Raw genomic sequence first — 20639 nt, 5'->3', positions numbered from 1 at the left:
TCTAGCGCGGCGATGCAGGTATGAAGAAGGAAACGCCGCGCCATGACCGACCAGACACTCACGATCACCACTCCCGCCGGCAGCTACCCGATTCTTGTTGGGGCTGGCCTGCTGCGCGAATTGCCCGAGCAGCTTGCCGCCCTGGGCCTGCGCGGCCGCCTCTGGCTTATCAGCGACAGCGCGGTGTTTCCGCACTATGGCGCGCAGATCGAGGGCAGCCTGCGCGCGGCTGGCTACGCCATCGGCAGCCATGTCGTGCCCTCGGGCGAGGCCAGCAAGGACCTTGCGACGGTGGCGGGCTGCTACGACTGGATGATCGGTGGAAATGTCGAGCGGCGCGATGCCGTGCTGGCGCTCGGCGGCGGCGTGGTGGGCGACCTGGCCGGCTTTGTGGCGGCCACGGTGCTGCGCGGCGTTGCGTTCGTGCAGCTGCCCACCACGCTGCTCGCCATGGTCGATAGCGCGCTGGGCGGCAAAACCGGCGTCAACCACCCGCTTGGCAAAAACCTGATCGGCGCGTTCCACCAGCCGCGCCTGGTGCTGAGCGACACCGACACGCTGGCTACGCTGCCCGCGCGCGAATTGCGCGCCGGCTGGGCCGAGGTGATCAAGCATGGCGTGATTCGCGATGCGGGCCTGTTTGACGAGCTTGAGGCGGCAAGGTCTGAGTTCTCAGTTTTGGGTGCTCAGTCGAATTTGCAAAATACTCAATACTCAACATTCAACACTCAACACTTAGGCGAGGTAATTCGTCGCGCCGCCAGGGTGAAAGTTGATGTCGTGAACATCGACGAGCGCGAAACCGGCGAGCGCATGCTGCTGAACTACGGCCATACGCTTGGCCACGCCGTCGAGGCGGCCGGTGGCTATGGCGCGCTGCTCCACGGCGAGGCGGTGGCGATCGGGATGGACCTGGCCGCGCAGATCGCCGCGCGCATGGGCATGTGGGGCGAGGCCGATGTGCTGCGCCAGCGCGCGCTGCTGGTGGCCTATGGCCTGCCCACGGCTCTGCCGCCCGAAATGGACCCGGAAGACCTGCTGGAGCGCACACTGCGCGACAAGAAGGTGCGCGCCGGGCGTGTGCGCTGGATCCTTCCAACCAGCATTGGCCACGCTGTGGTGCGCGACGATGTGCCCGAATCGCTTGTGCACGACGTCCTGCTTGCGGGGCGCAGCTAAACGCTATATGAAAACGTACGCTTCTTTGCAAGGACCATCGTACCGCTTGAATGGCGCGCGAGGCCGTGCTACACTGCGCACAGATTACGAATTTTTAATAATTCCCTCGCAAGGAGCGGACAATGCAGCCTTCATTTTACCCTTCCGATTCACTTGCCAGCATTGAAGAGCATCTTCTGCGCATTGAGCACATGCTCGACCACCACGCCATCGCCATTGCCGAAATGCGCGATGAGCTGAACGACCTCAAGCGCCGCAGCGAATGGTACGACATCCAGTTCAGCGAGATGCTGCGCGTGCTGGCCCGCGACATGCGCGAGCTGCGCGCCAGCGTGATTTGTTCGATGGTGAGCGATGGGCCGATCAGCGCGCAGCTGATTCAGAACCTGCTGCGCGAAACGCCCGAAGATGGGCACGAAGCTGCTGGGGCAGCGCGGGCGCAACCGCTGCGTCGGGGCAATTAGCTATTCTGACTCACAGAAACGGCCGCGTACTCGCAAGGAGTGCGCGGTCGTTTCTGTTGGTGCCACTATTCGTGGCTTGTCTGGGGAATTGAGAATCTTCTTAGCTTTGATACGCGCGCTATCAATGCCTGGGCAGCAGCCTTCTTTTCACGCGCACAGCAGATCAGCTGCCTCGCTTGATCGCGTATACTGATCAGTCAGGAATTGCGGTGATAAGGAAACAGGTATGCGCCAGCTTGTTCGCGTTGTTCTTGTTGCCTGGGCGGCCACCATGCTGGCTGCCTGTGCCAGCGCGCCCGCCGCGCTCCCCACCGCCGCGCCAGCGCCGACGCCCAGCCCGGCCCCGGTGCCAAGCGCCGCTGCCCAGCCCACGCAGCAGCCCGCCAGCCAGGCGGCTCCCGGCGCACCGCCTGCCAGCGAGATGGGCGTGCCGGGTGGCCAGCTTGGCATTGGCACGGCCTTTACCTACGATGCCGCGCCCGGCGCAGCGAACCCGTCACGGGTGTGGTTTGGCGTCAGCAACGGCGCGATCAGCGCGGCGAGCTACCCCAGCGTCGCGCAGACCAACCTCAAATCGCTGGGCGTGCTGGTGACCGATGGCAAAAGCTTCGTAGCGGACGAAATGAGCGACGCGACCTACGCCGTGCAGCGGCTGGATGGCGCAGCGCCAGCTTTTCGGGTCACGTCGACCGATGCGCAGGGGCGCTGGGCGGTGGTGAAGGAGATCGTCTCGGACCCGCAGGCCGACACGATCCTGTTCACGGTGGCTTTTCAGGCGCTGAAGGGCCAGCCGGGCGACTACCGCCTGTTTCTGAAATACACCCCGCGCATTGGCGGCAGTGGCGCGGGCGACCTGAGCCGTATTGCTGATGGCCGGGCGCAAGCATGGGATGAACAGGCTGGCGTGTATAGCACGCTGGCCAGCAGCCCGCCGCCCGCGCTTGCCACCAGCGGCTACCCCGGCCAGAGCGATTTGCGCAGCGAGCTGGCAGATTTCACGGTTGATACGACCTACAACGCCACCACCACGCCGGGCCGCCTGTCAGTTGGCGTGGAGCTGCCGACCAGCGGCGCGACCACGGTGGCACTGAGTTTTGGGGCAAGCCAGGATGCCGCCGACGCCGCTGCGGCTGGGAGCCTCGAGCGCGGCTTCGCAGCGGTGTCGCGCAGCTATGTCGCGGGCTGGGCCGCCTACCTGGCCGGCTTGCCTTCGCCGTTTCCCACCCTACCGCTCTATTCCGAAAGTTTGGCGGTGCTGAAAACGCTGGAAGATAAAACAGTGCGCGGCGCATTTCTGGCCTCGCTGGCGGTGCCGTGGGGCCAGTTCGCGCCCGACGATGCGCGCGGCTACCGGGCAGTGCGCGCCCGCGACCTCTACCAGATGGCGAATGCGCTGCGCCTGGCCGGCGACGAAGCCTCGGCGCGCGAGGCGCTGGCCTTTCTGGATGACCATTTGCAGCGCCCGGATGGCAGCTTCCCGCTGGCCGCGCTGCCCGATGGCACGCCCACCGACGACGCTGTTGCGCTGGATGGCGTGGCGCTGCCGATTGTGCTGGCCTGGCAGCTTGGCGCAGCCGACCGCTACGCCAGCCTGGTGCAGCCAGCCGCCGAGTTCATTCTGCGCACCGGCCCAAGCTCCCCACGCGACCGCTGGGGCGAGCCGGGCGGCTATTCCCCTGCCACGCTGGCCGCCGAAATCGCCGGGCTGGTGTGCGCCGCTGATCTTGCGCAAAAAGCCGGCGACACGGCCACGGCCGAGCGCTTCCTGAAGGCCGCCGACGAGTGGAACGCCAGCGTCGAGCGCTGGACCCTGGCCGAAAATGGCCCGCTCGGTGGCAGCTACTACCTGCACAGCAGCGACGGCCAGCCCAACGCTGCCACCCCCCTGGCGATCCCCGGCGGCGCAAACTACGACCAGCGCGCAATCGTTGACACGAGCTTTCTGGATCTGGTGCGCCTGGGCGTGCGCGCGCCCAAAGACCCGCGCATCCTGGCGACGCTGGAGCTGGCCGAAAAGGAGCTGGAGGTCGGCACGCCGAAGGGCGAAATCTTCCGCCGCTACGCGCACGATGCCTATGGCGAAGCGCAGCCCGGCCACGCGCCCGACGGCCACGGCAACCTGTGGCCCTTGCTGGTGAGCGAAAACAGCATTTATCTGGTGGCGCAAAGCGGCTCGGAGCACCCAGCCAGCTGGTACCTGCCGACGGTGTCGGGCGCGGCGAATGCGGGCGGGATGCTGCCCGAGCAGATTTTTGCCGACGGAACGCCCACCGGCAGCGCCGCGCCACTGGGCTGGGCCCACGCCGAGTATGTGGTGTTTGCGCTGGCCGTGAAGCAGGAACACATTCCCGACACGCCCGCAATTGTTGCCCAGCGCTATGCGCGCTGAAAGGAGACAAGGTGGCAACGCAGATTGTGTTTGAAACGCACTCGCTCAGCGAAGACAACGAGCGCGGCATCGCCACCGGCTGGCACGATGGCCGGCTTTCCGCGCAAGGGCGGGCGCTGGCCGCCGAGCTTGGCGCGCGCCGCCGCGACGATGGCATCGCCGCCGTGTTCACCTCCGACCTCGGGCGGGCGCTGGAAACGGCGCGCATCGCGTTTGCGGAAACGCCCCTGCCCACGCTGGCCGACTGGCGGCTGCGCGAGTGCGACTATGGCACGCTGAACGGCCAGCCCGCGCGCGACCTGCACGCCAATCGCCGCCGCTACCTCGACACGCCCTACCCCGGCGGCGAAAGCTGGCGGCAGGCGGTCGCGCGCGTCGGGCGGGTTCTGCCCGACCTGGCGCTGCGCTGGGATGGCTGCCGCGTGCTCGTGATCGGGCATGTGGCGACGCGCTGGGCCTTTGATCAGCTGCTGACTGGCGTGCCGCTGGAAGATCTGATCGACGCCGACTTCGCATGGCGCGAGGGCTGGGAATACACGCTAAAATGATGTTACGATTGTTAAAAAGAAGTAAAGCTTGCTAAACAGAAGGCAATTCCTGCTTCGGATATTCGTGCCGTTTTATGAACTTGAAATTATTTACTTCAGGTGCTATAGTGGCGCTAGCATTCACTTAGATCCATAATTTCATACACTCTCCCTGCCTGCCCGGCGATGCGCTGCCCCTCCGCTGCGCCGGTGCAACGGTTTTTGGCGTCCCTGCCAGCAATTCCTCATGGCATGTACGGAATGTTCTTGGACAATCGTGCCACCACGCATCGCAGCACCAGTATTCGCAATCGTAGGAGAATTGTATGTCGAGCGTACGAACGCCGCGCGCGCTACGCATTGGTGCAGCGCTCGCAATTCTGCTGTTGGGCATGTCGAGCATGCTGGCGATGGGCTGGCACTACACCACGACAGCACGTGGCGCCAGCAATTTCGCCGCCCTGATCCGCGAGCGCGGGCTGCGCAGCCATGCCCTGCCAATTGCGCAGGTGCGCGAGAAGCTGGAAAATGGCGGCGAGGCCGCCCGCGAGATTCTGTCTGGCCCGGCCCAGGAAGCCTATGACAATCGCGCCTACCCAGGCAGCTTTATCAGCCAGGCGCAAAGCCAGGGCGCCGCGCGCGCCTACCGCAGCGTCGATCTGCGCGCTGGCCCGCCGCCCGCCGATCTTTCCGCGAACCTCGCGGCCAGCACAAGCTGGAAAGAGATCGGCCCGATCACGCCGGTGGTTGCGGCAGAAGCCACCTACACCGGCCGCGAGTCGCTGGTGTCGGGCCGCGTAACGGCGCTGGCAGTTGGGCCAGGCTGCGGCACCGCCAGCTGCGCGCTGTATGTGGGCGCAGCCGGCGGCGGCATCTGGAAAAGCACAAACGGCCTTGCCGCCAGGCCAGCATGGAAACCTTCCTCGAATGGCATTCCCTCGAACGCGATTGGCACAATCATTGCCGACCCGACCGACGCGACCGGCAAGACACTGTATGTCGGCACGGGCGAGCCGAACGGCTCAAGCGACTCCGAGGCGGGCGTGGGCCTGTTTAAATCGACCGACGGCGGCGCGAACTGGGCGCTGGTGCCGGGCAGCGTTGCGGCGGCGAAAGATCGCGCGATTAGCTTCGTAGTGGTTGATCCCGCGAATGCCAGGCACATCTATATGGGCACCGGCGTCGCGCGCCACGGCTCGTCGTCGGTGAATGGCGGGCGCATGACCCCGCCCGACGCGCCGCCAATTGGCCTGTACGAAAGCAGCGACGGCGGCGCGAGCTTTGCGCTGGTGTTTAGCCAGCCCGCCGACCCGGTCGACCCCGGCTCGCCCAATGGCTCCGATTTCTTCAGCGGCGGTGTGACCGATCTCGCGCTCGATCCGAACGACCCGGCCACAGTGTATGTCGGCCTGTTCAACTATGGTGTGTGGCGGCGCTCGGCCCGCATTGACGGCAACACTGCCTTCCACCAGATTTTTGCCCCGCTGCTGCCCGACCTGATTGGCGAGCGGATGGATTTCGCGGTGGTGGCGAAGGAAAGCAAGACACGCATCTACCTGGGCGTTGGCTCGGCACAAACGGTCGACGACCAGGGCAACACGGTGGAAGGCGCAACACTCTGGCGGGTTGACGACGCGAATGTGGCCGCCGCCACGCTGAGCGACGGCACGAACAACCCCGGCTGGACCGAGCTTTCGAATCCAACCAACGGCACGCCGGGCTTTGCCTCGTTCGATTTCTGTAGCGGGCAGTGCAGCTACGACATGTTTGTGTCCTCGCCGCCCGGACATCCCGACGAAGTCTGGATCGGCGGGCAGATGCAGTATGGCGAGCTGGTGGCGTTTGGCTCGCCCTTCCCGCGCTCGAATGGCCGCGCCGTGCAGCGCTCGACCGACGCGGGCGTGAGCTTCACCGACATGACCAACGACAGCCGCAACCCGCCCGAGGGCATGCACCCCGACCAGCACGCGATTGCGTTTGGGCCGGGTGGCGCGGCCTTTATCGGCTCGGATGGCGGCGTGGTGCGCACCAGTGGCGAGTATACCGATGGCACGGGCGTGTGCGCCGAGCGCGGCCTGAGCGGCGCCGACCTGACCGACTGCCTGAGCTGGCTGAAGGCCATTCCCAGGACGATTGATAACCTGAACGATGGCCTGGCGACGCTTCAGTTCCAGAGCATTTCGGTCAACCCGCGCAACGCGCCGAACGATATGGTTGGTGGCACGCAGGACAACGGCACCTGGGCCTATCGCAACGGCGGCAGCCCGGCCTGGTTCGAAAGCGTTGGCGGCGACGGCGGCCAGTCGGGCATTGACGCCGGGGACGCGAATGTTCGCATGCACTCCTATTTCGGCCCGCAGCACGACGTGAACTTCCGGGGCAACGATCCGCAAGGCTGGAACTGGATCGGCGACCCCCTGCTCATCAGCGGCGAAGGCGCTTCGTTCTATGTGCCGCTGATCAGCGACCCGCGCGTGAGCGGAAGCTGGTTTGTGGGCTTGCAGCACGTCTGGCGCACCAAAGACAATGGCGGGCCGCAAGCATACCTCGAAGAGCACTGCAACGAGCTGAGCGGCGATTTTGCGGTTGCCTGCGGCGATTGGGAAGCGCTGGGCGGGCCGGCTGGCGCGGGCGAAGCGGGCGACCTCGTAAGCACGCTGTATGGCGCGGACAAGGGCGGCTCGTATGTGGTGGCGGTTGAGCGCACCCGCAGCGATAAGAACACCATGTGGGTTGCCACGCGGCGCGGGCGGCTGTTTGTGAGCAAGAACGCCGACGCAGCTAACGCCGCCGATGTGAGCTTCACGCGCATCGACAGCACCAGCACGCCAACGCGCTTCGTCAGTGGCATTGTGGTCGACCGCAACGATGCGAACCACGCCTGGGTTTCGTTCTCGGGCTACGACGCCTACGCGACGGCAGCCGGCACCGCCACCGGGCATGTCTTCGAGGTGACGTACAACCCCACCACTGGCAGCGCGACGTGGAAGGACATCAGCGCGAATATTGGCGACCAGCCGATCACCGACGTTACGCTCGACCACAATACCGGCGACCTGTACGCCAGCACCGACTTTGGCGTGCTGCGCATGGCACATGGCACGACAACGTGGCGAACCGCCGCGCCGGGCCTGCCGCCAGTGGCAGTGTATGGGCTGACGGTATCGCCGGCGGCGCGCACCATGTACGCGGCGACGCACGGGCGCGGCATCTGGCGGCTACGGCTCCAGTAGGCGCAATTCGTCCACTTTGGAACCTAAGGCGCGCGGCATTGCTGCGCGCCTTGCCTTTGTGTTCGCGGAACTTCTGGCCGCCCTGGCGCGTCTTCCCAGCACGCGTTTGAGGAGAAAGCGAGCATTGTGATGCCTATAGCTGTGTGCAAACGAGCCGAGCCACAGAGAACACTGAGGTCGCTGAGGGAAAAAGTCTGGCGGTTACTCCCTGTGTGTCTGGCTGGCGCGGCCTTGCTGGCTGGCTGTGGCACGCCCGAACCTGCGGCAGTCGCCACCAGCGCGCCCGCATCGGGCGGGCAGCCAGCGCCAACCAGCGCGCTTGAGCCAACCCTGCCGCCGCCCGCTGCCACTAATGGCCCGCCGCCAGCAGAGACGCCAGTCGCGGGCGACGGGCCGGCGAATGACTCGCCGCGTATCGAAGTGACGCCCGCCAGCGGCGCAGAGCTTGCACAGGATACGCCCGCTGCCAGGCCAAACCCTCGGGCAACGCAGACACCCGCGCTTGGCCGCCCCACTGCGCCGCCCAAGCCGCCACCCCCAGTTGCTGCCGGCCCCACCGACGACTGGCAAACCTTTCAAAGCGCGGCGCGTGGCTTTGCGGCGCGCTACCCGGCTGGCTGGGGCGTGGCCGAGGGCGATGCCACCACCAGCTTCGCCGCGCCCGGCAGCGATGCGCAGATTGTGGTGCGCACCGCCCCCGGGATGATCGAGCCCGGCCAGCCGCACGACCTGCCCTCGAATGCGCGCTGCCGCACCGTGGCCGTGGGCGCGGCCGCTGGCACGCGCTGCGGCAATACCGTCACGATCACGCGCTCGCCCGCCGCCGACGGCAGCACCACCCTGGTGACGATCAGCGCCTCGCCCGGCGTCGACGCTGCGACGTTTGAGGCTTTCTTGCAGGGCTTTGTGTTCGCGTAGTGCGGGCGCAACTCTGCCTAATCTACTCGCGGGCAATCATGTCGCCAATATCAGTGGCGATGACCTTAGGCGGTGTGCCAAAGCCATAGACCATGCGCATGCGCCCCTGGCGATCAAGCAGGTAGGCGCTTGAGCTATGGGTGACGAGGTAGGGCTCGCTGGTGCCGGCGACCTGTTCTTTCTTGTAATATAGGCCGTACTCTTTGCCAATGCGCCCAAGCGTCGCGTCGTCGCCTTGCAGGCCAATAAACGTTGGGTCGAAGGCTTTCAGGAAGCGCGTGAGCACAGCCGGCGTGTCGCGCTCGCCATCGACGCTGATGAACACAAACTGCACCTGCGCCGAAGCCGCGCCCATGGCGCGCTTCACCAGCACAAAATCTGAAAGGGTGGTCGGGCAGACATCTGGACAGTGGGTGTAGCCAAAGAAGACCATCACATATTTGCCACGCAGGTCGCTTAAATGCAGTGGTGTGCCGTTCTGGCTGGGCAGCGCAAAGTCAGAAAGCTCGCGCGGCGGATCGAGTGCTGTGCCATTTTGCGGCACACCCGAGTCGGCGCTGGTGTCGGCGGCTGCGGGCGCGGCTGCGGGCGCGGGCCGAAAGAAGTAGCTGTAGGCCAGCAGGCCGGCTGCTACCAGCAAAATAATCATGGCGGCAACGCGGGCAATTTGCAGCCACACGAGCAGGCGCGCTTGTTCGTGCGGCGGCTGCTCGGTTCTAGTAGGTGCGGGCAAAACGAGCTCCTTTTTGCTGCTCTGGCGCCGGACAATTATACCCCAGCGCCAGAGCGTTCCAGAACTGCTCACTTGCCCTGCGCGGCTAGCGCCGCATCAACCGCATTGCGCAGCTGGGTCGCGTCGTACTGCCGGTTGTTGATCACAAAGGTTGGCGTTTGCATGATGTTGGCGTTCATGCTGTCCTGCCGGGCGGCCAGCACCGCCGGCTGGGTAGTGTGCTGCTCCATACAGCTTTGGAATGCAGCGCGATCGAGCTTCAGCGCGTCGGCGTAGCCCACAAACGTCGCCAGCGGCTGGCTTTGCGTGCCCCACACATCCTGCCCGGCGAATAGCATGTCGTGCATCGGCCAGAAGGCGTTCTGGCTGGCGGCGCAGCGTGCGGCCTCGGCGGCCGGGATGGCGTTGGGGTGCTGTTGCAGCGGGAAATCGTGGTAGAGCATGCGCACCTTGCCGCTGTCGATGTAGTCGCGCGTGAACTGCGCTTCCATTTGCGTGGCGAACGCGCCGCAGCCGGGGCACTGGAAGTCGGCGTACTCAACCACCGTCACGGGCGCGCTGGCGCTGCCCTTGGCCGGCAGATCGCTGCCCGCGTAGCTGGCGGTGCCCACGGCTGCGGGTGCGTCGCGCCGGAGCGTGGCAGTGCCCACCACTGCAATGCCGGCGACCACAATCAGCCCGAGCAAAATATAGAAGTTGCGCAGCATCGGCGTGGTGCGGGTTGTTTTCGCCGCACGCCCGCGCTGAGTTGTCCGTGCCATACGAATTCCTCCTGTGTGGTTTTTGCCATTTACTCCACCACCACGCGCAGCCGCTGGTCGGCGTGAATAGTGCACATCAGCTCGTAGGTGCCGCGGTTGTAGTAGCGCTGCGAAAAGCGCTGCCCCGGGTCGATCGTGAATGGCCCGATCTGCACCGGCGCGCTGTCGTCGTTGCGAATCACCAGAATGTCGCGCTGGTTCAGCGTCAGGTTGATGGTGCTGGGCAGCACCTCCACCGTTTCGCCGGCGGCCAGGCGCGCGGCCGTGCCCGGTGGGATGCTGAACAGTGCCTGGCGCTGCGCTTCGCTCGGGCCGCGCCACCACCACGCCCCTGCCAGCGCTGCGATCAGGAGGCCGGCCAGCAGGGCCACGCCAGCTGCGCGTCGGGCCATTCGTGTCGTCATGCTGCCCTCGCTATTCCGGCTGGCGCACGGTTGCGTGCACTGGCACGGCGCCGGCCTTCTCGAACTGCAGTGTCACATCCAGCGAATCGCCAACTTTCAGGTCGCGGTTCAGGCCAATCAGCATCACGTGGAAGCTGCCGGGCATCAGCTTCACGCTGCCCTTGGCCGGCACCTCGATCGCTTCAACCGGGCGCATTTCCATCACGTCGCCGTTTTTGATCACGGTGTGAAGCTCAATGCTTTTGGCGATGTCGCCCGTGGCTTTGATCAGGCGGTCGGCTGCATCGCCGGTGTTGGTGATCGTCAGGTAGAGCGCGCCGTTCGCGCCGCTCATGGCCGCAGATTCGCCGCCCATGGCCGCGCCAGTTGGCTGGGCGGCAGCCATCGCGTCGGTTGGCTTGGCCTCGCCCATGGCCGCGCCAGCTGGCTGCTCGTCGCCCATCATGGCAATGGCCGGCCGCGCCCAGGGGTCGCTGATCTGGATGGCGCCTGCGGCCGGGGCGTTCGTGGCCGGGGCGCTGGCCGCTGTGGGTGTTTGGGCGGTTTCTGCCTGGCCGCATGCCCCCAGCAGCAGCGCGCCGGCAATCAAAGCAGGGATGAAGATAGATCGCATGTGATTCCTCCGTTATTCATGAATGAAATAGCGAATATCGTTGGCCATGTCGGTGATCGGGATGCCATCCTGAAGCAGCTCGCGCCAGGTGCCCTGCTTGTCGATGATATACATAAAGGGCGAGTGATCGATGGTGTATTTCAGCGCCGAGTTCGGTAGCTCGCGCCGCACGAACGTCACGCCATACGCCTTCGCAATCGGGTTGATCTCGGCCTGCGCTCCGCTCAGACCCAGAAAGCTTGGGTTGAACGCGCCCATATACTTTGCCAGGCGGCCCGGCGTGTCGCGCTCGGGGTCGAGCGTCACAAAGGCCACCTGCACCTGCAAGGCGTCCGCGCCCAGGCGGTTCTGCACGGCGGCCATGTCGGCGAGCGCGGTTGGGCATACATCCGGGCAGTTGGTAAAGCCAAAGAACAGGATCACGACCTTGCCGCGCTGCTCGCTCAGGCGGAAGGGCTGCCCGGTGTGCGCCGTGAGCGTGAAGTCGGGCGCGGCTTTAGCTGGATCGAGCACGGTGCCATGGAGTTCTGGGCGTCCGCACGCGCTCAGCAGCCACACGCAGGCCACAAGAAGTATGATGCGAATGCCGTGGAAGTGAGCGCTGCACATGCGGCGTCTCCTTTTCTGTCGTTTGGGTAGCAGGGCTGGCAGCCATTCCTGCGCGGCGCACAGCCATGCCTGGCTTGCCTGTGCGTAGTGCGTGGTTGGGCTGATGTTTTCGTTGGGCGTAACGTGGTGTGATTCGCCTGGGGCACGGCGCGCCATGCCGGTTGCCGAAGCAGCCTATGCCACGGCGCGCATGCGCGACAGCGCAATGCACGGCGGTGCGACGCTCGGAATGGGGCAGGGTGCGCCTAGGCGAAGATCTGGTGGCGTGGTGGTGGGGTTGGCGGGATGGTGGCGCGCCCACGCATGGTGGGGGTTGGGTGGGCTGCAATCCAGAACGATAGCATGAAGGGCAGCAGCGCCAGTGCCGTCGCCAGCACAACTTCGTGCACCGGCGAGGATGGCACGAACTGATCGGGCGCGGAGCCGGCCGGGCTGAGGTTTGCAAAGCACCAGGGCGTGCCAACGCCCGATTGCGCTTGCGGCTCAAAGGCGGCGCTGCCTGCCTGGGCGTGTGTGCCACCTGCTGCGGCATGCGCCATAGCGCTGTGCTGATGGTGCTGGTGCGCCTGCGCCGGCATGGCAAGCTGGCAGTGGATGATACAGATCAGCGGTTCGGCCAGCGCGAAGATCACCACCAGCAGCAGCAGCGTGGCCGGGCGCAGCCAGCGCCGCAGGGCCGCGCGGAGCGTGGCTGCGGTCGCATGTATTCGCTTGCGTGCCTGGTGGATCATGGTCTTCGTCACTCGGTGCGCCGCCCTGGCGCTGGCGCAATGGCAGCGCCAGGGCGGATCAATGTTCTTAGCGGGCGCTGTTCCGGCTGCGGCGCAGCACAAGGCCGCCAGCCACCAGCAGCAGCGCCACCACCAGGAAGATCCCGGCCAGCGGCGTGTCGCCCGCGCCGGTCTGCGGCAGGGTGCCTGGCTGGGCAGCGGCAGCAGTGGGCTGGGCAGCGGCAGCAGTGGGCTGGGCAGCGGCAGCAGTGGGCTGGGCAGCGGCAGCAGTGGGCTGGGCAGTGGCAGCAGTGGGCTGGGCTACGGCGGTTGCTTGCGCCGCCGCAGTTGGCTGCGCGTTCGGGTCCTTGTTCACGCCAAACGTGAAACTGCCGTTGCTCTTGCCAGCGTCGTCGAGCGTCAGCGCATACCACGTTACGGTATACACGCCGTCGCCCACGCCGCTGTTGAGCGTGCCGCTCAGCGTTTTGTGGTCGATGTCGGCATTGTCGAGCTTGCCGCGCCCAACCTCCGCGCCCTGCTCGTCGGTCACCACAAAGTAGCTGTCGGTTTCTTTGTCCGACACTTCTTCGCTCAGCACCAGCGTAATTTTCGAAGGCGCCGCCGTCAGGTTTGCGCCATCTGCGGGAGTGGACGATTCCAGCTCGGCGTGGGCGGCGGCAGTGCCGAACAGCGCCAGGCTCAGCGCAACGGCAAGGGCAAGTGTAAGAGCAATCCGTCGGTTCATGGCTATGGGTCCTCCTGAAATCACAAATAATCCTGCCGGGCACAGCGCCCATTCAGGTGAAAACTATACGTGTATGGGTGAAAAGAAACAGCAGCCAGCCCGCGCCACATCGCCAGCAGCTTCGGGCCAGGCGCAAAGGAGCGCCGGGCGCAGAAGCCCACAGCTTCGCGCGAACAGGCAAGGGTACTGCGTGAACAGGCAGCCGCAGGTGCGCAGCGCACATGCAGCGGCGCGGGCGCGCTTCAGGCAGCGCAGCCGATTGGGGGGCGCAAGGGTGGGGAATATGCCAGTGTGGGCGGGCCGCCGGGTGGCGCAAGGTAGGCGCGCCGGACGAGCAGCGCCAGCAGCACCACGCCGACAATCGCCACTGTCAGCAGCTCATACACCGGCGAAGGCGGCATGGGCACGCCATCGGGCGCGCCGCCGGGTATCAGCACAGAACAGGTAGCGCTGGGCTGAGCCTGATCGGTGGGCGGCTGCGCCGCGCTGGCTGCGTGCGCCATTCCGGGCATTGCAGCCATCGCCGCGTCGTCCATCACCTGGCCGTTCATCATGTGGTGATGGTGCTGGTGCGCCGCCGCGCCGTGGCTCATAAACGGCATCCAGACATCGCAGTGGAACACGCACAGCAGCGGCCCGCCAAGGCCCAGGCCCATCGCAAGCCCCAGCGCAAGCAGGGCATGCTTGCCGCACACAAAAGCACGCCAGGCGCGCAAGCGGCGCTGTAGTTGATGCGCGAACCCATAATTGTGCCTGCGTTGCTCCACACCCGCCTCGGCCATCCGTGTATCGGCTATGTTGTACTGTAGCCGTCGCTATCTGTCAAGCGGAAGATTGCTGAATAACGATAATCTCATCGACCTCACACAAAGGTGTGCGCCACCAGAGCGCGGGCGGAGAAAGAAATAACAAACTCTGTGCCCGCAGCGCCTGTGTGGCGCACATATTCTGTTATAGTCTAGGCGAGCCAGCCACCAGTGCCGTTGCGTTTCGTGCACGCAGGATTGTGCTTTCGCAACAGCTACAACCAACCCCTAAACACTACCAGAGTTCGCTTGCTTCGGGCATGGCGCGCTGGTGGCGCAGCCGCGAGGCCAGCGCCCATACTGCCGATGCCGCAATGCCCAGCACCGCCACGCCAACCGTCGCCCGCAGCCCAATCAGCTCGCCCAGCAGGCCGCCCGCAAGCATGCCCAGCGTGCCAACGCCCTCGCCCATCACCTCCATTGCCGCGCTCACCCGGCCCAGCAGGCGCACGGGGGTGGCGGCCTGGCGCACGCTCAGCTGGCTGATCAGCGCCACGGTCATGCCAGTATCGCCCACAAGCTGCGCGCAGATCATCAGCACGAGCGCCAGGGCCGGGCTTGCCGCGCCTGCAAGCCAGATCAGCGCCGAGCCACCTGCGCTCACCAGCAGCGCGCCCACCAGCGTTGGCCCCACGCCCAGCCGCCGCGTGAGCGGGCCGGCCAGCAGCGCGCCCAGCATGGAACCAATGCCGCCGCAGGCCACCACAATGCCCAGCGTGGCGGTGCTGAAGCCCAGCACGCGCAAGGCATACAGCCCATAGATCGCGCCAAAGAACCAACCAAAGAAATGGCGCAGCGCCGAAGTGCCAGCAATTGTGCGCAGCAGCGGGTTGGCCCACACAGCCCGCAAGCCTTCCGCAAGGTCGCGGGCGACGTGCGTGTGCCCGGCGGGGCGCGCGGGCGCAGGCTCGGGCGTGCGAATGCGCAGCAGCATGGCCGCCGAGAACAAAAACGACAGCGCGTCGAGCAGGAGCGTGAGGGGACCGCTGATGATCTGCACCAGCAGGCCGCCAGCCGGCGGGCCGCCGATCTCGGCCAGCGCGTCGCTCATGCCAAGCTTGCTGTTGCCTTCCAGCAGTTCCTCGCGGGCGACCAGCGTGGGCAGGTGTGCCTGGTAGGCAACATTGAAGAAGACGGTGAGCGTGCCGGCCAGCAGCGCCACGATATACAGCTGCGCCATGCCCAGCCAGCCCGTCGCAAAAGCCAGCGGGATGGAAAGCAGCAGCAAAGCGCGCCCCAGGTCGGCGGCGATCATCAGCGGGCGGCGGCGCACCCGGTCGGCCCAGACGCCCGCGAACAGGCCGAGAAGTAAGAGCGGGGCGGTGCTGGCCGCGCCGAGCAAACCCATCTGCGCCGGGCTGGCCTGCAGCGCCAGAATGGCAGTGTAGGGCAGCGCCTCGCGTGTGATCGTCGACCCAAACTGCGAGACGGTTTGCCCAACCCACAGGCGCACGAAATCGCGGTGCCGCCACAAACCGCCAAAGCGGGCTTGTTGCGCGGGCACGGGCGGGGCATCCTGGTGTATGGTTTCCATAATGTATGGTTCCTTATTACTCTGGAAAATAACTTTCCCTGTACTCAGCTTCCAGGAAGCTCAGGCCAGTTTTGCTTCAACCTGATAACCAGATGAGCTTCCTGGAAGCTTGCCCGTTGTAGAAGCGTAGAACTGATCATTTTGTGTACCGTTTTCCGCGCGTAGCGCGGAAAACGGTACCCAAAGAGAAAATCGAGTAACGCGGTTCCCGAACGTGATGAGGGTCTGCCGAAGGCTTAGCAGACCAACCGCATATGTCCTATGAGAATTGCTCTACCCAAATAAAAGCGGCCATGGGAATATTCCCAGGCCGCCGAACGCACGACGGCCACAGGAGCGCTCCTGTGGCCGTCTGTATGAATGACGCTGCGCGGGCAGGCAAGCCGCTGCGCAAGGGCAGCGCTTCTGCAAGCGAACGTGTTTACAGATTATAGCGACGATATGCCGCTGGCACGGGGCGCGCAGTTACGCAATCAGCGTAGCGGCGCGGGTGATGAAGAGCTTGGCCATACGGGCGACGTCCCCTTTCGGCGTGCGTGCACAACTGCGGTGAGTGTAACACGCCCGCGCTGTCGCTGGGTCGGCCATGCGATGGATTTGGGAAGCGCGCTGAGAGGTTTTCTAACCAAACTGCAACGTGTTTGTGAACGAGCCGTGCGTTAGGCCGTGCTATGCTTGCACGTGTAAAGGTACTATGTATGCGGAGCTTGCAGTGAAATCAGTATATATTCTGGTCGACTACGAAAATGTCCAGCCCTCGCTTGCTGCGGTGCTGGCCCAGGAGCATATCAAGCTCATCCTGTTTGTTGGCGCGAACCAGCCAAAAATCAACTTCGACGTGGCCGAAGCCATCCAGCGTCTGGGCGATCGCGCGCAGTATGTCAAGGTCTGTGGGAGTGGCGCAGATGCGCTTGATTTTCATATTGCATATTACATTGGGCACCTTTCCGCACAAGAGCCAGGCGCAAGCTTTCAGATCATTTCCAGGGATACCGGCTTCGATCCGCTGATTGCGCACTTGAAGGAAAAAAAGGTGCAGGTGCAGCGCTTACAGGAAGTCACTAAAGTAGCCTCGGTGAAAGTGGCCGATGCTGCGGCAGTGAAAGTGGTGAAAGCGGCGAAAGCGCCTGAGGTGGCGGCGGTGAAAGCGACTGAAGCTGCGACGGTGAAAGCCGTGAAAACGGCAAAGGCAGCAAAAGCGGCGAAACCTGCAACGCTAAAGGAGCAGGCTGCGCTCATTGTGAAGAACTTGAAGAAGCAGGGCGCTGCCAAGCCGCGCAAAGTTGAGACCCTGACCAACTCGATCAACAACCTGTTTGGAAAACGCCTCTCAAAAGAAGAAATCGCTTGCCTGCTAGGCGAACTGCAGAAGCAGAAGGTGATCGAAATCAACGACACCAAAATCACCTACCCACAGCTGGGCTAGTACTCTGGAAAGAAAGTTCTTTTCTACAACGGGCAAGCTTCCAGGAAGCTCATCTGGCTACCAGGTTGAAACAAAACTAGCCTGAGCTTCCTGGAAGCTGAGTGCAGGGAAATTTATTTTCCAGAGTAATAAGCCGCGATTATTGCTGCGAAGACACTTCACCATCCATCGCCGCGAAATGTTCCATAATATAGCCGCTGCCGACCTTGCGCAGAAAAATCCGCTCGGCGCAGCCGTCGAGGAAGGGGAAGGCGCAGGGGCAGCGTGCGAGCAAACCCCACGAGCTTGCGATCAAGCCCCGCGAGCTTGCGATCAAGCCCCGCACGCGAGTGATCAAACCCCACGAGCTTGCGATCAAACCCCACGAGCTTGCGATCAAGCCCCGCGAGCTTGTGATCAAGGTCTGCACGCGAGAGATCAAGCCTCACGCGCTTGTGATCAAGCCCCGCACGCGAGTGATCAAACCCCACGAGCTTGCGATCAAACCCCACGAGCTTGCGATCAAGTCCCGCGAGCTTGCGATCAAGCCTTCTGAGCTTGTGATCAAAGCCCGCGAGCTTGTGATCAAGCCCCGCGAGCTTGCGATCAAAGCCCGTTTGGGGCATCGGGCTGCGCGGGCGAAACCAAACGACCCACGGGCGTACTGCCGCGTGGGTCGTTTGTTTGGTTTGGCGAAGCGTGCCGCTACGGCGCGACTTCTTCCGCAGGCTCGAGCGGTTTCTTCGGCACAAAGCGCGACAGCAGAATGCCGAGCTCGTACAGCAGATACATCGGCACCGCCAGCAACAGCAGGTTGTAGGGGTCGCCGGTGGGGGTGATGACCGCGGCGGCAATGACAATGACGACAACTGCATAGCGGCGCGTGCGCCCGAGCATCGCCGTATTGACAACCCCCAGGCGTGCCAGCAGATAGATCACCGCCGGCAGCTCGAAGATCAGGCCATTCCACAGCATCAGCGTCGCAATAGTGGAGATAAAGCTCTCAAAGGTCGGCTGCGCTTCGATGCGCTCGCTGGTGCCAAAGGTGAACAGGAAATCGAGCGCGGCGGGGATGGTGAAGAACCAGCCAAACGCTATCCCGGCCGCAAACAGCTCGGTGACGAACGGCAGCGCGGTGAACAGAATGCGCTTTTCGTGCGGCAGCAGGCCGGGGATGAAGAAGGCGACTAGCTGGTAGACAATCACCGGCACCGCGATCGCCACGCCAATCACCAGCGCCACGCGCATATAGCTCACAAACGCCTCGGCCGGCTCGATGAACTGGAGCTTGATCGTGTCGGGCACGAAATGTTTGATCAGCAGGTTTGGGATGGTGTCGCCCAGCAGCCACGAGCTATTCACCAGCCAAAAGCCCAGCACCGTGCCCACCAGCACCGCCAGCAATGCCTTGGTCAGGCGGTTGCGCAGCTCGATCAGGTGCGGGGCCAGCCCGGACCAGAAATCGCCCAGCGACTCGAACTTCGCCATGGTTTCGGCGTCCAGCTCGGGTTCGGGCGCGGCGTTGGGCGTGTCGCGCACCATCACGCGCACCAGCAGCGCGATCAGCAGTGGCGTGATCAGCAGCGCCAGCAGCAGGCCGACGGCGAGGAAAAATTGGGTATTGCTCATGAGGACGACTCCTCGACTTCGGCGACTGGCTCGGCGTTCGCTGGCAGCTGCACGCCCCACGAGGGCGGCTGCCAGTCTTCATCCAGCACCTTGTGCTTGCGCAGCTGCTCTTGCAGGGCGAACAGGTCGCTCATAATCGCTTGCAGGCGCGTGTCAATCGCTTCTAGCGTGTTGTTATCGGGCTGTGCGAACGTTTCAGGCGCGGCGGGCGGTGGCGTGGGCGGCGCAATCGTCGCTGCTGGCGCGGCTGCTTCGCCATTCGGGCTTGCCACTGCCGACACCAAATCCTCTACGGGCTGTGGGTCGAACGGCACGCTCGCCGGCACCTCGGTTGGCGTCGGGTCGAAGGCCGGCGGCTCAGCGGCGGGCGCGGCGGGCGTGCTTGTGGCGGCTGTGCTGGCGGCGGGCGTTGTGGCAGCCTCGCCGGGCTTGAGCTTGCCAATCGAGCCAATGTCGTTCAGCTCGGCGCGCGCCGCGCTGGTAAACGACTCAACTGAGTCTTCGAGCTGGCGGGCCACGCCCATCACCTCATCGCGCACGCTCTGCACTTCCATCAGGCTGGTGCGCAGGCTGGCCAGCTCCTGCTCGATCTCCTGGCGGGCGCGCATCACCATGGCGGCATCGGGCGAGCTTTGCACCCAGTTGCGCACGCGCACCAGCATGCGCCCGCTCTGGCGCGCAAGGTCGGGCAGGCGCTCGGGGCCGACGACCACCAGCAGGATCACCAGGATAAAAATGAATTCGCCTGGCCCAATGCCCAGAATTTCCATGGATGGCCTTATTGCCGGGCGCGCTGCCAGTGGCGTTCGCCTGGCCTGAATAAAGAAACCGCCGAGCCGCAAAGAACGTCAAAGCCACTAGCTCGGCGCTCTTTACGTTCTCTGCGGTCGAAAGTCGGGAAACCGGGCCGAACCTACTCGGCGGACGAGTGCGTGTCGATATAGTCCATCGCGTCGGCGACGGTCAGGATCTTCTCGGCTGCCTCGTCGGGGATTTCAACACCGAACTCTTCCTCAAGCGACATAATCATCTCAACAAGGTCGAGCGAATCGGCGTTGAGGTCGTCGGAGAAGCGGGCTGACGGAACGATCTTCGCTTCGTCGACACCGAGCTGCTCGGCAACAATTTTCTTGAGGCGGGCTTCCATTTCGGGCGATGCCATTGGGAATGCTCCTTTCAACAACCTGGTTGAGAATATGCGTGATTACTGTGCGAAGCGCGCCTGCCGCAGCGGGCCGCGCCCCCTGACTTACTCGCTATACCCTTCGATATAGCGCGTCACAACCGTGCCAAGCACGCCGTTTACAAAGCGGCTCGAGTTATCGCTGCCGAACTGTTTTGCCAGCTCGACGGCTTCGTTGATCACTGCCTTGACCGGGGTTTTTTCGGCGTCGTCGATCAAAATCTCGTACAGCGCAATGCGCAGAATAGACTTATCGACCCCCGGCATCTGGTTCACCGGCCAGCTCGGCGCGGCTTCCTCGATAATACGATCAAGGTAGGCATAATGTTCCCACACGCCGAAAACCAGCTGCCGAAAAAAGCGCTCGGCGTCGGCGGGCAGCATCTCATCTTCTACCCAGCGCGCCACCACTTCGTCGGGCGCGTGGTCGGTCGCATCGAGTTCGAATAAGACCTGGAGAGTAATGGTGCGGACACGATGGCGCAGGCTAGGCATTCGCCGCCTCCACGTCTTGGATGTAGACGTTGACTTCGCGTACGACCATTCCGGCAAGCTCGCGAATCACCGCCGCAACTGTCGCCTGCACTGCAATCCCGGTATCGACCAGGTTGGTGTCGGGCAGGGCGATCAGGTAGCAATTGGCACTCACGCCGTCGGCGCCGATGGCAAGCGCAATGCCATCGCCCCGCAGCCGCGAACGCGCGCGCGGGCTGGTGCCGAGCCGGGCGATGCCGGGAACTTCGCGCACTGCCAGCGCGATAAGATTGCTTAGCACATGGGGTGCCACTGAAACA

22 protein-coding genes are annotated in these 20639 nt (G+C 64.3%); 7 read left to right on the top strand and 15 right to left on the bottom strand.

Translation table 11 applies throughout. The features are described 5' to 3' along the window. Positions 1-42 precede the first annotated feature (42 nt). The 6 genes from aroB (at position 43) to M1P90_RS11605 (ending at position 8710) form a co-directional block, all read left to right on the top strand. Positions 43-1179, top strand: a complete 1137-nt coding sequence (gene aroB / locus M1P90_RS11630) for a 3-dehydroquinate synthase (RefSeq protein ID WP_483702810.1) — start codon at positions 43-45, stop codon at positions 1177-1179. A 122-nt stretch (positions 1180-1301) separates the two neighbouring features. Continuing rightward, entirely contained in the window at positions 1302-1643 is a 342-nt protein-coding gene (locus M1P90_RS11625; RefSeq protein WP_483702809.1) for a hypothetical protein, read from the top strand. A gap of 226 nt (positions 1644-1869) precedes the next feature. After that, positions 1870-4032 (top strand): glycoside hydrolase family 15 protein, encoded by a 2163-nt coding sequence (locus tag M1P90_RS11620; protein ID WP_483702807.1) that lies wholly within the window; start codon positions 1870-1872, stop codon positions 4030-4032. An 11-nt stretch (positions 4033-4043) separates the two neighbouring features. Then, positions 4044-4580 carry a histidine phosphatase family protein gene (locus M1P90_RS11615; protein WP_483702806.1) on the top strand — a complete coding sequence of 179 codons (537 nt, stop codon included), beginning with the start codon at positions 4044-4046 and terminating at the stop codon, positions 4578-4580. Positions 4581-4885: 305 nt separating this feature from the next. Then, positions 4886-7792: a WD40/YVTN/BNR-like repeat-containing protein gene (locus tag M1P90_RS11610; protein WP_483702804.1), complete on the top strand. Its 2907-nt coding sequence runs from the start codon at positions 4886-4888 to the stop codon at positions 7790-7792. Between the two features lie 210 nt (positions 7793-8002). After that, complete coding sequence (locus M1P90_RS11605; RefSeq protein ID WP_483702803.1) at positions 8003-8710, top strand: hypothetical protein; 708 nt, start codon at positions 8003-8005, stop codon at positions 8708-8710. A 22-nt stretch (positions 8711-8732) separates the two neighbouring features. Here M1P90_RS11605 and M1P90_RS11600 read toward each other — a convergent pair whose 3' ends face one another. The 9 genes from M1P90_RS11600 to M1P90_RS11560 form a co-directional block, all read right to left on the bottom strand. Beyond that, the gene (locus M1P90_RS11600) at positions 8733-9443 is read right to left on the bottom strand and encodes an SCO family protein (RefSeq protein WP_483702802.1); all 711 of its coding nucleotides are present in this window, start codon (positions 9441-9443) and stop codon (positions 8733-8735) included. Positions 9444-9511: 68 nt separating this feature from the next. After that, positions 9512-10204, bottom strand: coding sequence for a DsbA family protein (locus M1P90_RS11595; RefSeq protein ID WP_483702801.1), 693 nt, complete (start codon positions 10202-10204; stop codon positions 9512-9514). 29 nt (positions 10205-10233) lie between these two features. Then, positions 10234-10608, bottom strand: coding sequence for a cupredoxin domain-containing protein (locus M1P90_RS11590; RefSeq protein WP_483702800.1), 375 nt, complete (start codon positions 10606-10608; stop codon positions 10234-10236). A gap of 10 nt (positions 10609-10618) precedes the next feature. Then, positions 10619-11221 carry a copper chaperone PCu(A)C gene (locus M1P90_RS11585; protein WP_483702799.1) on the bottom strand — a complete coding sequence of 201 codons (603 nt, stop codon included), beginning with the start codon at positions 11219-11221 and terminating at the stop codon, positions 10619-10621. A 12-nt stretch (positions 11222-11233) separates the two neighbouring features. After that, positions 11234-11830, bottom strand: coding sequence for an SCO family protein (locus M1P90_RS11580; protein ID WP_483702798.1), 597 nt, complete (start codon positions 11828-11830; stop codon positions 11234-11236). A 245-nt stretch (positions 11831-12075) separates the two neighbouring features. After that, positions 12076-12561 (bottom strand): hypothetical protein, encoded by a 486-nt coding sequence (locus tag M1P90_RS11575; RefSeq protein WP_483702796.1) that lies wholly within the window; start codon positions 12559-12561, stop codon positions 12076-12078. Positions 12562-12628: 67 nt separating this feature from the next. Continuing rightward, on the bottom strand, positions 12629-13288 hold the full coding sequence (locus tag M1P90_RS11570; protein ID WP_483702794.1) for a copper resistance CopC family protein: 660 nt from the start codon (positions 13286-13288) through the stop codon (positions 12629-12631). A gap of 242 nt (positions 13289-13530) precedes the next feature. Then, positions 13531-13983 carry a hypothetical protein gene (locus M1P90_RS11565; RefSeq protein ID WP_483702793.1) on the bottom strand — a complete coding sequence of 151 codons (453 nt, stop codon included), beginning with the start codon at positions 13981-13983 and terminating at the stop codon, positions 13531-13533. Between the two features lie 346 nt (positions 13984-14329). Beyond that, on the bottom strand, positions 14330-15628 hold the full coding sequence (locus M1P90_RS11560) for an MFS transporter (RefSeq protein ID WP_483702792.1): 1299 nt from the start codon (positions 15626-15628) through the stop codon (positions 14330-14332). 712 nt (positions 15629-16340) lie between these two features. Here M1P90_RS11560 and M1P90_RS11555 point away from each other — a divergent pair. After that, positions 16341-17054, top strand: coding sequence for a PIN domain-containing protein (locus M1P90_RS11555; RefSeq protein ID WP_483702791.1), 714 nt, complete (start codon positions 16341-16343; stop codon positions 17052-17054). 158 nt (positions 17055-17212) lie between these two features. Here the strand turns inward: M1P90_RS11555 and M1P90_RS11550 are convergent, their stop codons facing one another. The 6 genes from M1P90_RS11550 to M1P90_RS11525 form a co-directional block, all read right to left on the bottom strand. Beyond that, complete coding sequence (locus M1P90_RS11550) at positions 17213-17659, bottom strand: hypothetical protein (protein ID WP_483702790.1); 447 nt, start codon at positions 17657-17659, stop codon at positions 17213-17215. 79 nt (positions 17660-17738) lie between these two features. Further along, a complete protein-coding gene (gene tatC, locus M1P90_RS11545) occupies positions 17739-18662 on the bottom strand; it encodes a twin-arginine translocase subunit TatC (protein ID WP_483702789.1) in 924 nt (307 codons plus the stop codon). Beyond that, positions 18659-19432, bottom strand: coding sequence for a twin-arginine translocase TatA/TatE family subunit (locus M1P90_RS11540; RefSeq protein WP_483702788.1), 774 nt, complete (start codon positions 19430-19432; stop codon positions 18659-18661). Before M1P90_RS11540 ends, tatC begins: the two co-directional genes overlap by 4 nt. 143 nt (positions 19433-19575) lie before the next feature. After that, complete coding sequence (gene acpP / locus M1P90_RS11535) at positions 19576-19824, bottom strand: acyl carrier protein (RefSeq protein WP_483702787.1); 249 nt, start codon at positions 19822-19824, stop codon at positions 19576-19578. A gap of 87 nt (positions 19825-19911) precedes the next feature. Beyond that, positions 19912-20340: a transcription antitermination factor NusB gene (gene nusB / locus M1P90_RS11530; RefSeq protein ID WP_483702785.1), complete on the bottom strand. Its 429-nt coding sequence runs from the start codon at positions 20338-20340 to the stop codon at positions 19912-19914. After that, entirely contained in the window at positions 20333-20632 is a 300-nt protein-coding gene (locus tag M1P90_RS11525) for an Asp23/Gls24 family envelope stress response protein (RefSeq protein ID WP_483704638.1), read from the bottom strand. The genes nusB and M1P90_RS11525 overlap by 8 nt, the downstream gene beginning before the upstream one ends. Positions 20633-20639: the final 7 nt, after the last annotated feature.

This window comes from Kouleothrix sp. 19917, assembly GCF_057073505.1.
The sequence above is the reverse complement of the archived record's forward strand: the minus strand, read 5'-3'. Positions and strand labels throughout refer to the sequence as shown.

Bases quoted from the DNA above. Each gene is read 5' to 3' on its own strand.
- aroB (WP_483702810.1), top strand. From the start codon at position 43: ATGACCGACCAGACACTCACGATCACCACTCCCGCCGGCAGCTACCCG.
- M1P90_RS11625 (WP_483702809.1), top strand. From the start codon at position 1,302: ATGCAGCCTTCATTTTACCCTTCCGATTCACTTGCCAGCATTGAAGAG.
- M1P90_RS11620 (WP_483702807.1), top strand. From the start codon at position 1,870: ATGCGCCAGCTTGTTCGCGTTGTTCTTGTTGCCTGGGCGGCCACCATG.
- M1P90_RS11610 (WP_483702804.1), top strand. From the start codon at position 4,886: ATGTCGAGCGTACGAACGCCGCGCGCGCTACGCATTGGTGCAGCGCTC.
- M1P90_RS11595 (WP_483702801.1), bottom strand. From the start codon at position 10,204: ATGGCACGGACAACTCAGCGCGGGCGTGCGGCGAAAACAACCCGCACC.
- M1P90_RS11590 (WP_483702800.1), bottom strand. From the start codon at position 10,608: ATGACGACACGAATGGCCCGACGCGCAGCTGGCGTGGCCCTGCTGGCC.
- M1P90_RS11585 (WP_483702799.1), bottom strand. From the start codon at position 11,221: ATGCGATCTATCTTCATCCCTGCTTTGATTGCCGGCGCGCTGCTGCTG.
- M1P90_RS11580 (WP_483702798.1), bottom strand. From the start codon at position 11,830: ATGTGCAGCGCTCACTTCCACGGCATTCGCATCATACTTCTTGTGGCC.
- M1P90_RS11575 (WP_483702796.1), bottom strand. From the start codon at position 12,561: ATGATCCACCAGGCACGCAAGCGAATACATGCGACCGCAGCCACGCTC.
- M1P90_RS11570 (WP_483702794.1), bottom strand. From the start codon at position 13,288: ATGAACCGACGGATTGCTCTTACACTTGCCCTTGCCGTTGCGCTGAGC.
- M1P90_RS11560 (WP_483702792.1), bottom strand. From the start codon at position 15,628: ATGGAAACCATACACCAGGATGCCCCGCCCGTGCCCGCGCAACAAGCC.
- M1P90_RS11550 (WP_483702790.1), bottom strand. From the start codon at position 17,659: ATGCCCCAAACGGGCTTTGATCGCAAGCTCGCGGGGCTTGATCACAAG.
- tatC (WP_483702789.1), bottom strand. From the start codon at position 18,662: ATGAGCAATACCCAATTTTTCCTCGCCGTCGGCCTGCTGCTGGCGCTG.
- M1P90_RS11540 (WP_483702788.1), bottom strand. From the start codon at position 19,432: ATGGAAATTCTGGGCATTGGGCCAGGCGAATTCATTTTTATCCTGGTG.
- acpP (WP_483702787.1), bottom strand. From the start codon at position 19,824: ATGGCATCGCCCGAAATGGAAGCCCGCCTCAAGAAAATTGTTGCCGAG.
- nusB (WP_483702785.1), bottom strand. From the start codon at position 20,340: ATGCCTAGCCTGCGCCATCGTGTCCGCACCATTACTCTCCAGGTCTTA.